Genomic DNA, 15,513 nt, shown 5'->3' with positions numbered 1-15,513 from the left:
TCATTTCAATCAGTATAAATTTTATAAATAATTTTTGAGGTGGAATAGATGGATCCTTTTGGAACTTATAAGAAAGTAGTTTCAGCAAGAAGTACATTAAAAGAAGTTTTAAAGACATGTCAAGATGGGGGTATAGTTTCAACAGCTTTTATTTATGGTTTAGAGAATAATTTATTAGATGGAGTTATTGTAGCAGATAATGCTGGAGAATTTAAAGCAATCCCTAAAGTGGCTACAACGCCAGAGGAAGTTTTAGAGGCGGCAGGAACAAAATATACTGTCTGCCCTAATGTATCAGTATTAAAGAGTGCTGTTAGAGAATATGGTTGTGAAAAAATTGGAGTTGTAGGAACTCCATGCCAAGTTAGGGCTGTAAGGAAGTTAATGAAATATCCTGTAGGTTTTAGACACATTCCTGATAAAATATCATTAATTATAGGAATTTTCTGTATGGAAAACTTCCCATACAATGGATTAAAGTTAATTGTAGAAGAACACTGTGGAGTTAAGATGGAAGATGTTGTTAAATTAGATATTGGTAAAGGTAAGTTTTGGGTCTATACAAAATGGGGAGAAACAAAAGCAATTAAATTAAAAGAAACCCATCCTTATGAGCAAGTGGCTTGTCACGTATGCACTGACTACACTGCAGAGTTAGCAGATATTTCAACAGGTTCCGTTGGAAGCCCAGATGGGTGGAGCACTGTCTTCATAAGAACTGCAAAAGGGGAAGAGATATTTAACAAAATGGTTGAAGATGGATACTTAGAAGTTAAACCAATAGAAGAGGTTAAACCTGGTTTAGATTTAGTTAAAAAATTAGCTCTAACTAAAAAAGAGAAAAATCTAAAAGAGATTGAACATAGAAAAGAACTTGGTTTGCCTGTTCCTTATTAAAAAACATTACTCATATTTTGCTGTTAAAACTTTCCTAATTTTCTTAGCCCTCTCTTCTCCTACTCCTTCAACTTTCATTAATTCATCTTCTTTTGCTGTAAATACTCTTTCAACAGTTTTAAAATGTTTTAATAATCTATCAGCTAATGCACCACCAACATCAGGCAAACTTTCAACAATAAACCTTTGTTGTTCTTTTAAACTCATTGTAGTTTTTCCATATCTTATTGTAATCGGTCTTTTTTCTTTCAATTGCTCTTTTTCAGCAATTTTTATTAATAAATCAACGGTTTCATCAACATTTTTTGTAAATAATATTGGTATTCCAAAGTCAAAAATAACTGATAAAATCGCCCCTTTTAAGGCATTTTCATGTATTCTGCTAAAGTTTTCTCCTTCTATAATAAGTAACGGTTTTTCAACTTTTTTAAGATTTTTTAACTGTGAAAATAACCTCTTATCAATTATTGAATTTACAAAATCCTCAGAAGTTTTCCTCTCAACAACAACTCTATCACTTAAAACATAATCTCCAACTTCTAAAGTTTTTAGTTCAACATCAGCATATTTATGTAATAACTTGGCAATATTTTTTTCTCTGACATCCACAATAATCTTAATGGGTTTTTCAATTTTGTCTTCGTCAGTTTCTTCAACCTTACTTTTAGATTTTTCTTCAAACTGCTTAATAAAGTCCAATATTGTTAAAGTCTTTTTTTCTTTCTCTTTGTTCTCTTCTTTACTTTCTATCTCTACTACTTTTTTAGTATCTATTGTTGTTATATCTTTTTCTATTATAGTTTCTTTTTTAGGCTCTTCTATTCTTTTATTCTCCATCTCTAATTTTTTCTGTAATCTTTTGTTCAACAAATAACATATATTTTTTAAGAGTCTTTTCATCTCTTTTTCTTTATACAAAGCACTTCTATAATATGCTTCATCAGATGTCCCTTTAGCTATTAATATATATGCTTTTCCACCTTCTCCTCTCATCGCTCTACCTCTTCTCTGGATTAACCTAATTTCTGATGGCACAGGCTCGTAAAAGATAACATAATTTACCGCTGGAATATCTATCCCTTCCTCAGATACGCTTGTAGAAACTAAAACATTTCCTTCTTTTTTAAACTTCTCTATTGCTTCTATTTGCTGTTTTTGAGTCATTCCTTTTCCTTCTTTACTTGCTTGACCAATAAACTTTATCGCCTTAATTCCATTTTGGTGTAAGATATTAACTAATTTCTCAACAGTGTCTCTATACTGCGTGAATATTATAATTCTTTCATCTTCATTTTTTTTCAAAATACTTTTAACCATTTCAACAACTTTATTCAGTTTTGGATGTTCTACATCTGTCTTTAATAATATATTTACTGCCTTTCTAATTCTTTCGTCATTTACTATTGATTTAGCAGATTTAGTTCTTTGTGAAGACAATTTATTTATATAGTTTAAAAATACACTTTTTCCTTGACTCTCTAATAAATCCTTGGCGTGCATTAACTTTAAAGCCTCTGAGCACACCCTTATAAGTTCATACTTAACTTCTTCATCGTAGGCGAATAACTTAGAATTTAGTTCAATGAGTTCAGTTTTTGTTATATTGATAGAGTCAATAACTCCAAAATCTTTTAAAAATTTTAATCTATCTTTTAATGCTTCATTTATTAATTTTAACGCTTTTTTAAATTCATCTGGTAAATCTAATCTTATTGGAATTAATTTAACTTTGGCAATGTATGGCTTTACATCTTCATCATCCTCAGTTCTAACTTCAACATGCTCTATTCCTAAGTTTTCACAGATTTCCATTAATCTATCAATATCAGCCCCGGGAGAGGCAGTTAATCCTAAAATATGACATTTATCTTTAAATGCCTTAGATACAAATGCATATGAATGGTCTCCAACTGTGTGATGTGCCTCATCCGCAATTAACAATACAAAGTCCTCAATATTAATTCTTTTAGCAATAATGTCATTCTCAATAACTTGAGGAGTGGCAACAAATATTTTACCTTTTTTATATAGTTCAACTCTTTTTTTTGGAGGAATTTTTCCAGTTAATGCAATTATTTTATCTTCTTCAATATTTAAAATTTCTTTTAATCTTCTACAATGTTGCTCTACTAATGGTCTCGAAGGGGCTAAAATTAAAACTTTACCATCTTTTTTTGTTAAAATACCCACTATAACCAATATAGCAATTGCAGTTTTTCCTAAACCAGTCGGTAAAACGCACAATGTCTTTTTCTTTAAAGCATTTGCCGCTATAATCTGTTGATACAACCTTGCCTCTAATGTTCTTGGTTTTATTAAAGGATGCTCTATGTACATATCCATCCTACTCTTAGTTTTAAATTTAATATATTATTTTAGTTTATCTAAATTATTTACCCATCTCATAAAAATTTCTCTTGCTCTTTTGAGTTTGGAATTACTATAATCTAATAAAAACTTTAAGTAGTTGTTATCTACAAATATCTTTCCATCTTCTCCTATTGGAGTATCTACTTTATAGGTAGTTAAAATTTCAACGATTATCCTTTTCTTAGATATAGATTTTATTGAAGAACTTTTTAAACCAGAATGTATTGCTAATTCAAGCATTTTTTTTGCAGAGTCAATATCTTTTGATGCTATATGTAATATAGGAGAGTTCATAACAAAGATAATATAATTTTTCCCATTGGAAATATTTTTTAGAGCGTTAAACATCTCTTCGTATGTAGCATAGTGGTGCCATTTACCCAACCACTTTGAATATAATTTTGGATTTTTATCTTTTGGTATTTCCATTATTCCTACTCTACCTATGCAAGAACTCGTAGTGTAATAATTTTCCAAACTATTTATTTTTTCAAGTATTGGAATTATATCTTTATCTACTAAGTTCTCTCTAATTGCTAATTCTAAATTTATCAATGTTCTTTTTTTGTCATCTTCAAATCCCATACTCTCACTCAAAGCAAAAAGTTTTTAAACCAATTTTGTTGAAATCAAAAATAAATAAAAAATAATTTATTAATAATTTTGGTGTTTATTATGATACCTATGATATTTAAAGAAATGTGCCCTAACTGTAATGGAGAGATTTATAGCGAAAGATTTGAAGTAGGAGTATGTGAAAAATGCTTAAAGGATGAATATGTTAAAGATAACTTAGAATTATGTAAAAAACTTAGAGAAGAAAAAACTTTAAAAAATTTAAGAGATTATTGCAGAATATTAAATGAGTTTAAAGAATTTGAGGAATTTGTAAAAAGTTTAGGCTATGAGTTGTTGAGTATTCAAAGAATGTGGGCTAAGAGAGTTTTAAAAAATAAAAGTTTTTCAATTGTTGCCCCAACTGGTGTGGGGAAGAGTTTCTTTGGAGTATTGATGAGTTTATTCTTAGCAAAAAAAGAAAAAAAATGTTATATAATCTTACCTACAACTTTATTGGTAAAACAAACCTATGAAAGAATTATCTCTTTGATAGATAAAAATAATTTAAAAATAAATGTTGTTGCCTATCATTCAGAATTATCTACAAAAGAAAAGAAGGAAGTTAAAGAGAAAATAGATAACAATGATTTTGATATATTGATAACAACTTCAAACTATTTGGCAAAAAATCCTCCAAACACAAAATTTGACTTTATATTTGTGGATGATGTTGATGCATTATTAAAGGCATCTAAAAATGTTGATAGAACTTTAAAATTGTTGGGATTTGACGATGAAATAATTAATGAAGCATATAAAATAATATACCTAATAAAAATTGGAAAGATAGAAGATGCATTAAAAAAGAGAGAAATTTTAAAGAAGAAATTGTCAAAAATAAAATATGGATGTTTAATAATTGCCTCAGCCACTGGAAAGAGTTATGGAGATAGAGTAAAACTTTATAGGGAATTGTTGAATTTTGAAGTTGGCTATGGAATGAACAAACTTAGAGATGTTGAAGATATATATGATGAAGAACTCAGTTTAAATAAAGTATTGGAATACATAAAAATATTTGGTAGTGGAGGACTTGTATTTGTCTCAATAGATTATGGAGTTGAAAAAGCAAAAGAGATTGAAGAATTTTTAATTAAAAATGGTATAAAGGCAAAGTTAATACATTCAAAAGATAAAAAAGGATTTGATGACTTTAGAGAAGGAAAATTAGATGTTTTAATTGGTGTAGCCTCTTACTACGGAGTTTTAGTTAGAGGTTTAGATATGCCCGAAAGGGTTAGGTATGCCATATTCTATGGAGTTCCTAAGTTTAAAATCAAGTTAAAAGAATATATTGAGAAATTAAAAGAAAAAGGTGAATTAAAAGAAGATATAGATATTGAAGGGAAAACCTTAGAGGAGATTAAAGAAATAGTTTCTGAAAAATTGAAGATAAAGAATTTCTCTATAAGAGTAGAGGATAATGAGTATCTATTGTTAATTCCAGATGTAAAAACATATATTCAAGCATCTGGAAGAACATCAAGAATGACAGAATTTGGTTTAACCAAAGGAGCAAGTATAGTGTTGGTTGATGAAAAAGAGATTTTTGAGTATCTCAAAAAATACATACTGTTTATGTATGAAAGTGAATTTAAAAAGATAGATGAAACTAACTTAGAGGAGTTAATTAAAAAAATTGACGAAGATAGAGAAAAAATTAAAAAAGGAAGAATTACTGGAAAAATTCCTGATTTACTAAAATCTGTTTTAATGGTTGTAGAAAGTCCAAACAAGGCAAGAACTATTGCAAGTTTCTTTGGAAAACCTTCAGTTAGGAAGATAAACAATAGGAATGTTTATGAAGTTTGTATAGGAGACATAAATTTAATTATAACTGCAAGTGGAGGACATGTATTTGATTTAGTTACAAAAGAAGGATTTTATGGAGTAAAGATAGAAGATAATCTTTACATTCCAATATATACATCAATTAAGAAAGTTAATGGGGAACAATTTACAGACCAGAAGAATATAGAGGAGTTGTTAAAACAACTATCAAAAAGTGGAGAAAAAGTCAATTTTATGGATTCTAAGGAAAATATAGAGATTATTAGAGAAATAGCCGATGAAGTAGATGCTATATTTATAGCAACAGATATTGATACTGAGGGAGAAAAGATAGGCTATGATATAGCACTTAACAGTCTTCCATTTAACAAAAACATATATAGAGTTGGCTTTAACGAAATTACAAAGAGGGCTATTTTAAAGGCTGTTGAATCATTTAAAAGAGGAGAGGAGTTAAAGTTAGATGAAAATAAAGTTAAGGGGCAAGTTGTTAGAAGAATAGAAGATAGGTGGATTGGATTTAGGTTAAGTCAAAAGTTGTGGGAGGTATTTAATAACAACTATCTATCTGCTGGTAGAGTTCAAACTCCTGTCTTAGGATGGATTATAGAGAGATACAACGAACATAAAATAAAAGTTCCTTACTTATCATTAAAATTGGAAAATGACATTTACATAGGAAAGGTTTGGGAAAAAGAATTTGATAAGGATGAGGTAGAAGTTGATGTCAAAATATATGAGAAAGAAATTCATCCTTTGCCTCCATTTACGACAGATACTTTATTGGAAGAATCTACAAAGAGATTTAATTTAAGTGCAGATGAAGTAATGGCTATTGCTCAAGAACTGTTTGAATTGGGATTGTGTTTAACACCAGACACTTATGTTGTATTGGGAGATGGTAGAATTGAAACAATTGAAGATATTGTTAATACTCAAGAAGGAAATATTTTATCGTTAGATTTAGATGATTTATCAATAAAGAAAGACATTGCCACAAAATTCTGGAAATTGAGATACACTGGAAATCTAAGAAAAATTGTATTATCAAATAATTATGAGATAAAAGCAACTCCCGACCACCACTTATTGGTTTTAAGAGATAATCAATTGAGATGGATATCTGCAAAAGATATTAAAGAAAATGATTACATTGCAATGCCTTTTAACTACAAAGTTGATAGAAAACCAATATCATTATTGAATCTTTTGAAATATTTAGACATTACTGATGTTTTAATAGAGTTTGACGAGAATTCAAGAATATTTGAAAAAATAGAAGAATTTATTAGGAAAAATATCAAAACTAGTACAAAATATAAATATCTTAGAAATAAAAGAGTTCCATTAAAGTATTTGATAGAATGGAACTTTAATTTAGATGAGGTTGAAAAGGAAGCAAAATATATATACAAAAGTGTTGCAGGCACTAAAAAAATTCCATTATTTAAATTAGATGAAAGGTTTTGGTATTTTGTAGGATTAGTTTTAGGTGATGGGTCCATTCAAAATAGCAAAATTAAGATTGCACAAACTCCACTAAAAGATGTTAAAACTATATTGGATGAAACATTTCCATTCTTACATAATTGGATTTCTGGAAATCAAGTAAATATTTCAAATCCAATCATTGCAGAAATTTTAAGAAAATTAGGAACAAGAGAAGGAAAATTAAATGGAATAATATTCTCTCTTCCAGAAAACTATGTTAATGCACTAATTGCTGGTTATTTTGATACTGATGGATGTTTCTCATTACTGTATGACAAAAATGTTAAAAAACATAATTTAAGAATGTTTTTAACCTCAAAAAGAAGAGAAGTTTTAGAAAAGATAGGAATTTACTTAAACTCAATTGGAATCTTAAACAGATTGCATAAAGATAAAAATGGAATTTACTCCTTAATAATAAGCAATAAATCATTAGAAACCTTTAAGGAGAAAATTGCCAAATATCTAAGAATTAGAAAAGAAGCATTTGAGAGAGGTTATAAAACATATAGGGAAGAACATGGGGAAGGATTTGGATGTGATTTATTACCAGTAAAAGAAATATTTGAAAAATTAACATTCAAAAAAGGAAGAAAGTATATACTAAAAGATAGTAAGATATACATTGAAAATTGGTATAAAGAAAAGACAAACAATATTCCAAGAAAAAAATTAAAGACAGTTTTAAAATATGTAAATAACTCAGAATATAAAGAGTTTTTAGAAAAAATTGTTAATGGGGACATATCATTTGTTAGGGTTAAAAATGTAGAAGATATTTTCTATGATGGATATGTTTATGACCTAACCATTAAAAATAACCAAAACTTTATATCAAATGGGGTTATTTCACATAACTGCACATATCACAGAACCTCTTCAACGAGAGTTTCGTTAGATGGAATGAGAGTTGCAAAGGAATATTTAAAACTAAATAATTTAGAGGATTATTTAAAAAATAGAGAGTATTTTATGGAAGGGGCTCATGAATGTATAAGACCTACAAAGCCTATGGACACAGAAGAACTTATTGAGTTTTTAAAAGAGAATAATATAAAATTAACAAAAAACCACATAAAGGTTTATGATTTAATATTTAGAAGATTTATTGCCTCTCAAATGAAAGAGGCGATTGTTGAATATGAAGAGATATATATAAAAGATTTAGATGAAAAAATTGAAGGATACATAGATATAAAGTTTGATGGATGGAGTAGAATTTATAATTTAAAGTTAAAAAAGCTTCCAAGAATAGAGAAAAATTCCTTAAAAGTGTTGGAAAAGAGTATTAAAAAAGTTCCAAAAGTTCCATTGTATGATGAAGGAGAAGTTATTAAACTAATGAAAGAGAGGGGTATTGGAAGACCTTCAACCTACGCCCAAATTATTAAAAAGTTATTAGATAGAAGATATGTAATTAAAAGTAAAGGTAAAAATAAATTAATTCCTACAAAATTAGGAATTGAAGTTTATAATTATCTAATAAATAATTATCCTCATCTAATATCAGAGGAGAGAACAAGAGAGTTAGAGGAAATTATGGATAAAATTGAAAATGGCGAAGTAGATTATTTGGAAGTTTTAAAATCTCTATATGAAGAAATTTTGAGTATAAAATAATAACACTTTATATTTTATAGATACTTCATAGAGGTGAACTGTATGTTATCCCCTAAAGAAGTTTTAAAAAATCTTACAGAAGAAAATAATCTGCTATATGAAAAGGTTGAGATTAAAATATCAGATACTAAGTTAGATACAACAAGAATTAAAGATTATCCATTAATGAGTGGTAAAGAAATTTTATTGAGAGCTAATTTTAAAGGTTGTTATGGGGATGCCTTCACAGATAAACCTGTAGAATTTAAAGGAACTATTAAAGAACTTTTAGATAAAGGAAATAGAGCTGAAATAATAGCAACATTAAATGCTGTTATGAGATACCTTGGATTAGTTGATAGAACTGTTCATTGCACTGGAGATGAACCAGAAAAATGTGCAAAAGAATTTGTTAAATACCTAAAGGAATTGAAACCAAAAAAAATTGGTATTATTGGGTTTCAACCAGCATTTGTTAAAGAGATTGTTAATGCATTTGGCTCTGAAAATGTTATAGTTAGTGATTTAAATCCAGAAAATGTTGGAAAAATAAAATATGGAGCTAAAATTATTCATGGGAAATATAATGAGGATTTAATAAAAAATTCAGATGTTGTTTTAGCTACCGGTTCAACTATTGCAAATGGAACATTTAAGGATATTTGGGAATTAGCTAAAAAATACAATAAAAGAATTATTTTTTATGGAACTACAATTGCTGGAATGGCTAAAATATTAGGAGTTGAGAGATTTTGTAAATTAGGAAAATAACATAATTCATCCTGGTGAAATAAATATGATATTGTTTTTTGAATATGCAATTGCCTCTGGGTTTGAAGATGAAGGAATTTTAAAAGAAGGAAAAATGATGTTTGACACATTATTAAAGCAGTTTTTAGAAATTGACAATGTTGTATCTTTAATTTATAAGGATTTTGTTGATTACTACAAAAATTTTAAAAATCTTGAAATAATAGAGGTTGAGGATGAAAATGAAGTTGAAGAAAAATTAGACAACATTTTAAAAAATAAAAAAATTGACTATGCATTAACAATAGCTCCAGAAGAAGATAATATATTATACAATTTAACAAAAATCATCGAAAAATATCCAGTAAAAAATTTAGGTAGTTTTTCAGAAGGTATAAAAATTGCTGGAAATAAATATTTAACATACTTAGCAATTAAAGATTTTGTAAAAGTTCCTAAAACATTTCCTCCAAAGAAGTATGTAGTAAAAAAGATAGATGGATGTGGTGGAAAATTTGAAATTTTAGATGATAATTACATAATTCAGGAATTTATTGATGGAGAAAATTTGTCAGTGTCTTTAATTGTTGGAAAAAATAAGATTTATCCTCTATCTTTAAACAAACAGTATATTGATGATAGAGGTTTTATTGGGGCAGATGTGAATATTGAGCACAAATTAAAAGATATAATTTTTAACGAGGTGATTAAAGGTATTAAATATATAAATGGGTTAAATGGTTATGTAGGAGTTGATGTCATAGTTAATAATGATGAAATTTTTATTATTGAAATAAATCCAAGAATAACAACAACTGTCTATGGATTAAAAACAAAACCAAGTTTAGGAGAATTATTAATAAAAAATGCAAAGAATGAAGAACTAAAATTTAAAGTTAGAGGAGAAAACTTTACAATTGACAAATAAATTAAAAATAATTAATTTTTTGGTGAAAATATGGAAAAAAATCCAAAAGATATTGTGCTTAAAGAAAGTGTAGATATAAAAGGAATTGAAATTGAAGGTCCTTGGTTAGATGATAATATTAGCTTAGAAGAAGTTATCAAAAAATACTACTTAAAGATTGGTTTTCAGGCATCTCATATAGGAAAAGCAATAAATATTTGGAAAGAAATTGAAGATAAAAGGAAAAGGGGAAAGGAGATAACTGTATTTTTTGGATACACTTCAAATATTGTATCTTCTGGACTAAGGGAGATTATAGCATACCTTGTAAAGCATAAAAAGGTTGATGTTATTGTTACGACTGCTGGTGGAGTAGAGGAGGATTTTATAAAATGCTTGAAGCCCTTTATATTGGGAGATTGGGATGTAAGTGGGAAAATTTTAAGAGAAAAGGGAATAAATAGGATTGGGAATATTTTTGTCCCTAATGACAGATACATAGCATTTGAGGAATATATGATGGAGTTTTTTGAAGAAATCCTAAACTTAGAAAAAGAAAGTGGTAAGATTATTACAGCAAGTGAATTTACATACAAATTAGGGGAATTTATAGACAAAAAATTAAAGGATAAAGAGAAAGAAAAGTCAATATTGTATTGGGCATATAAAAACAACATCCCTATATTTTGTCCAGCTATAACTGACGGTTCTATTGGAGATATGCTATATTTTTTTAAAAAATATAAAAAAGACACTGATTTGATGATAGATATAGCAAATGATATTGTAAAATTAAATGATATAGCCATAAATTCTAAAAAAACTGCGTGCATAGTTTTAGGAGGCTCACTACCTAAGCATAGTATTATAAATGCAAACCTATTTAGGGAAGGAACTGACTATGCTATATACATAACTACGGCATTACCTTGGGACGGTTCTTTAAGTGGAGCTCCTCCAGAAGAAGGAGTTTCATGGGGAAAGATTGGAAGTAAAGCAGATTATGTGGAAATTTGGGGAGATGCTACAATAATATTTCCATTATTGGTTTATTGTGTGATGAAAGAATAAAGGTTGAAAATATGCTATATGTTGTTGGTATTGGTAGTGGTAGTAAATTACATATAACTAAGGAGGCAGAAGAAGTTTTAAAAAATGTAGATTTAATAGTGTGCTATAAAAATTACAAAAAATATGTTGAAAGGTTTAACAAACCAATATATACAACTGGAATGACGAAAGAGATTGACAGAGTAGAGTATGCTTTAAAAGAGGCTAAATATAAAGATGTTGCTTTAGTTTCGAGTGGAGACCCTACAATTTATGGATTAGCTTCATTAGCATACGAGATAAATTCAATTAAAAACTACAATGTAGAAATAAGGGTAATTCCTGGAATTACTGCCGCTTCATTGGCTTCATCAGTTTTAGGAAGTCCGTTAAATCATGATTTTGTTGTTATAAGTTTTAGTGATTTATTAACTCCACTAAGTACTATATTAAAAAGATTTGAATACGCTTTAAAAGGGGATTTTGTTATCTGCATATACAACCCACTAAGTAAGAAAAGAAAAGAGCCATTTTTGAAAGCTATAGATATATTAAAAGATTTTGTAAAAGATGTAAATTACATTATTGGGATAGTAAAAAATGCTGGAAGAGATAATGAAGAATATTTAATTACAAACTTTGAAGAATTTTATAAAAATTTAGAAAAATACTTAGAATTTATAGATATGAACACAATAATAATTATTGGTAATTCCTCAACAAAAATTATAAACAATAAGATGGTAACTCCAAGAGGATATCTCAATAAATATAAAATTTTATAAAAATTATTTTATAAAAATTTAGGTGGAATGTATGCTTGAAAAGATAAGAGAAGAGTTAAATAGTTATTTTTTAGAAAGAAGAGAGGAAATAGATATAGCTTTAACTTCTATATTGGCTAATGAACATACTGTATTTTTAGGAAATCCTGGAACTGCTAAGTCACAATTAATTAGAGCTATTGCCTCTCATCTAAATGCCAACTACTTTGAAAAACTTGTAACAAGATTTACTACAGAGGATGAACTTTTTGGACCATTAAGCATTAAAGAATTAAAAGATAATGATAAATTTGTTAGGAAAACTAATGGCTATTTACCTACGGCTGAAATTGCTTTTTTAGATGAAGTTTTTAAAGCAAATAGTAGTATATTAAATGCATTACTATCCATTATAAATGAAAGAATCTATCACAATGGAGACAAAATAGAGAAAGTTCCTTTAATAAGTTTGTTTGGAGCGTCCAACGAGTTGCCAGAGGAAAATGAACTATTGGCATTTTACGATAGGTTTTTATTTAGGAAAGTTGTGAGAGGTATAAAATGTTATGAAAATCTTTCAAAACTTATTGATTTGGAAGAAGAATATAAGCCAAAAACTGTTATAGACATTGATGAACTTAAAAAGTTGCAAAAAGAGGCTTTGAAAGTAGATATTTCTGACATAAAAGAAAGTTTGATTAGAATAAAAATAGCATTGGAAAGTGAAGGTATAAAAATTTCAGATAGAAGATTTAAAAAGTCTGCTAAGGCTGTTAAATGTTTTGCATACTTAAATGGAAAAGAAAAGGCAGATGTAAATGATTTAGACATTTTAAGGCATATATATTGGAACGAGCCAGATGAATTCTTTAAGGTTTCAGTTGAAATTTTTAAAGTATCAAACCATTACGCTGGTTTTGCATTAGAGCAGAGAGAAATATTAGATAATCTTATAAATGAAATAAAAAAAATTGATAAAGATAAAATACAGTTAGGTGGAATAGAGTATAGAAAATGCCTTGAAATTTTAGGTAAGTTGAATAGTATGGTTATAACATTAAAAGATGTTAAAAATAAGGCAATTGAAAAAAATAAACCTTATGAACTTGTTGATGATGTTTTAAAAGAGGTTGAAGGTGTAAAAAAGTATGTTGAAGAGTTGTTAAAGGGTTAGATTATGAAAAATGTTATAAAACATGATGCATACGATAAAAAAAGTTTTGAGAGGTTTTTAAAGAACAGCAAATACTTACAAAAACTTCTTAACTATTATTCACAATATCATCCAATTCACGAAAAGTTGGCGGAGGATACATTTTACGCATTCTTTAAATATGTTGTTGAATTCAACGAGCATATTGAAGAAAAATTTAAAATAAATAAGGCAATTTTAGAGGGTGCAATGAAAAATATTGAGTATGAGAAAAGCAAACTTTTAACTGAGTTGGATGAAGTTAATGCAGGAACCGCTACAATAATGTTCTGTGAAAAATTTTTCGAAAATTTAAAACTTAAGAAATTAAATAAAGAGTTAAAGAAATATATTTCTGGAGGAAAAAGTAAAGATTTAGAGGAGAAATTAAAAGAAACTGCAAAGGAAACTATGAAAGAAATCTCAAATGAAATTTTTGATGTTTTTGAAGGATATAAATCAATTAAAAATTTTGGTAAAGGAAAAGGAGATAAAAAAATACTGTCAGTTGAAGATAAAATAAAGTTAGCAGATAAAATTTTACAAAATAAAAAAATTAAAGAAATAATAAAAAAATTAGGGAAGTTAAGATTAATTGCAATAAACGAATATAAATCAAAAATTAGACACTATTCAGGAGATGTTTATTCAATAAAAATTGGTAGGGACTTAAAAAAGTTATTACCTAAAGAAATAGTTAATTTTTCTGATGAAATATTATACTACGATTTTTTGAGGAGATATATGGATAAAAAACTTTTAATTTATGATATATACAACAAATTGGAAAGACAAAAAGGGCCTATTATAGTTTTGTTAGATCACAGTGGTTCAATGTATGGAGAAAGGGAGATATGGGGAAAGGCTGTTGCAATATCCTTAATAGAAATTGCTAAAAGAGAAAATAGAAACCTTTATTATATTGCCTTTGATGACGGCGTTAGATTTGAAAAAAAGATAAACCCTAAAGATGTAAGTATAGATGAAATAATTGAAATTGCCTCAATATACTTTGGAGGAGGAACAAACTTTGAAGAGCCATTATATAGGGCGGTAAATATAATAAAAGAAAATAAAACCTTTAAAAACGCAGACATTTTATTTATAACTGACGGTTATGCAGAAGTGAGTAATAAATTTTTAAAAGAATTTAATATGTTTAAAAATGAAAATAACGTTAAATTAATTTCTGTGTTTGTAGAAACCTTCCCAACTGAAACCTTAAAAATGATTTCTGATGAGGTTATAAAAGTTTATGACTTGGCAGATGAAGAAACAAAAAAGATTTATAAAAGTTTAGTTTAAATTAACTTTTTCTCAACGACCTCTCCTCTTGGCTCAACTTCTTCAAATATCTGTGCCTCAAATCTATAAATTTTTGCATTTTCATCTAACCACATATCTGGGGGCAATCCAGCCTTTAAACATAAATGAGCCAAATATTCCTCTACATCCCACCCAAATTCAACAGGTACTTGAGGTAATAAAAGTCCAGAGTGCATTCCATATTTTATAATCAATCCATCTCTACCAATTTTTATTTTTTCTAAATACTCTCTTGGATGTCTAACTTTTATAAGTTCTGGAGGAGTTAATATACTTACCTCTATAATAATATAATCCATTTCTTCTAATGTTACAGGAGGAAATCTTGGGTCTTTTGTAGCCGCACTTATTGCCGCTTCTTCTAATGCCTTGATTAATGGTAATATTGGTTCAGGAATTCCAATACATCCTCTTAGTTCTCTCTCAGGATATGTGTGAAGAGTGCAAAAACATCCTCTTTTTTCATTAAATACATCTGGATAATTTTCTACAATAACGTCTTTTCCAGATAGGTAATTTTCTATAACAGCTCTTGCAAATTTTACGGCAAAGGTTCCCTCTTCTAATGTTAATAATCTCATATTTTTCACCGTTTCTCATTTTCATAGTATATAATAGCATTTAGCAACATACGGCTATGGAAAAGGGTTGTCCTCAGCCCACAGCTTCATCGAGATTACCATTCTCTCTGCTATAGATTCATTGGACTTTGGGCTGAACGGAAACTGCCCATAAAAGGAAGGTAAATCCCTCTCATC

Annotated in this window: 11 protein-coding genes; 8 read left to right on the top strand and 3 right to left on the bottom strand. The window is 28.2% G+C overall.

Annotated features, from left to right (window positions below; all coding sequences use genetic code 11):
* The first annotated feature begins 48 nt into the window (after positions 1–48).
* Positions 49–897, top strand: a complete 849-nt coding sequence (gene frhB / locus KMP69_RS06045) for a coenzyme F420 hydrogenase subunit beta (RefSeq protein WP_214399561.1) — start codon at positions 49–51, stop codon at positions 895–897.
* A 6-nt stretch (positions 898–903) separates the two neighbouring features.
* Here the strand turns inward: frhB and KMP69_RS06040 are convergent, their stop codons facing one another.
* A complete protein-coding gene (locus tag KMP69_RS06040; RefSeq protein ID WP_214400777.1) occupies positions 904–3,234 on the bottom strand; it encodes a DEAD/DEAH box helicase in 2,331 nt (776 codons plus the stop codon).
* Between the two features lie 33 nt (positions 3,235–3,267).
* Positions 3,268–3,852, bottom strand: coding sequence for a tRNA(Phe) 7-((3-amino-3-carboxypropyl)-4-demethylwyosine(37)-N(4))-methyltransferase Taw3 (gene taw3, locus KMP69_RS06035; protein ID WP_214399560.1), 585 nt, complete (start codon positions 3,850–3,852; stop codon positions 3,268–3,270).
* Positions 3,853–3,942: 90 nt separating this feature from the next.
* Between taw3 and rgy the strand changes: the two genes are divergently transcribed.
* The 7 genes from rgy to KMP69_RS06000 are packed head-to-tail and all read left to right on the top strand — an operon-like array spanning position 3,943 to position 14,734.
* Positions 3,943–8,787 (top strand): reverse gyrase, encoded by a 4,845-nt coding sequence (gene rgy, locus KMP69_RS06030; protein ID WP_214399559.1) that lies wholly within the window; start codon positions 3,943–3,945, stop codon positions 8,785–8,787.
* Positions 8,788–8,829: 42 nt separating this feature from the next.
* On the top strand, positions 8,830–9,537 hold the full coding sequence (locus KMP69_RS06025; RefSeq protein ID WP_214399558.1) for a Rossmann-like domain-containing protein: 708 nt from the start codon (positions 8,830–8,832) through the stop codon (positions 9,535–9,537).
* Positions 9,538–9,562: 25 nt separating this feature from the next.
* Complete coding sequence (mfnD, locus tag KMP69_RS06020) at positions 9,563–10,444, top strand: tyramine--L-glutamate ligase (RefSeq protein ID WP_214399557.1); 882 nt, start codon at positions 9,563–9,565, stop codon at positions 10,442–10,444.
* Between the two features lie 30 nt (positions 10,445–10,474).
* A complete protein-coding gene (locus KMP69_RS06015; protein ID WP_214399556.1) occupies positions 10,475–11,494 on the top strand; it encodes a deoxyhypusine synthase in 1,020 nt (339 codons plus the stop codon).
* An 11-nt stretch (positions 11,495–11,505) separates the two neighbouring features.
* A complete protein-coding gene (gene cobJ / locus KMP69_RS06010) occupies positions 11,506–12,258 on the top strand; it encodes a precorrin-3B C(17)-methyltransferase (RefSeq protein ID WP_214400775.1) in 753 nt (250 codons plus the stop codon).
* Positions 12,259–12,289: 31 nt separating this feature from the next.
* On the top strand, positions 12,290–13,411 hold the full coding sequence (locus KMP69_RS06005) for an AAA family ATPase (protein WP_214399555.1): 1,122 nt from the start codon (positions 12,290–12,292) through the stop codon (positions 13,409–13,411).
* A gap of 3 nt (positions 13,412–13,414) precedes the next feature.
* Entirely contained in the window at positions 13,415–14,734 is a 1,320-nt protein-coding gene (locus KMP69_RS06000) for a vWA domain-containing protein (RefSeq protein WP_214399554.1), read from the top strand.
* Here the strand turns inward: KMP69_RS06000 and KMP69_RS05995 are convergent.
* Positions 14,731–15,336: a TIGR00296 family protein gene (locus KMP69_RS05995; RefSeq protein ID WP_214399553.1), complete on the bottom strand. Its 606-nt coding sequence runs from the start codon at positions 15,334–15,336 to the stop codon at positions 14,731–14,733. The two genes, KMP69_RS06000 and KMP69_RS05995, sit on opposite strands and share 4 nt — an antisense overlap.
* Between the last annotated feature and the right edge of the window lie 177 nt (positions 15,337–15,513).

It is taken from the genome of Methanocaldococcus lauensis, assembly GCF_902827225.1.
GTDB classification, from domain to species: Archaea; AGJL01; Methanococci; order Methanococcales; family Methanocaldococcaceae; genus Methanocaldococcus; species Methanocaldococcus lauensis.
Note: the sequence above shows the minus strand (reverse complement) of the source record. Positions and strands in the feature narration are given on the sequence as shown.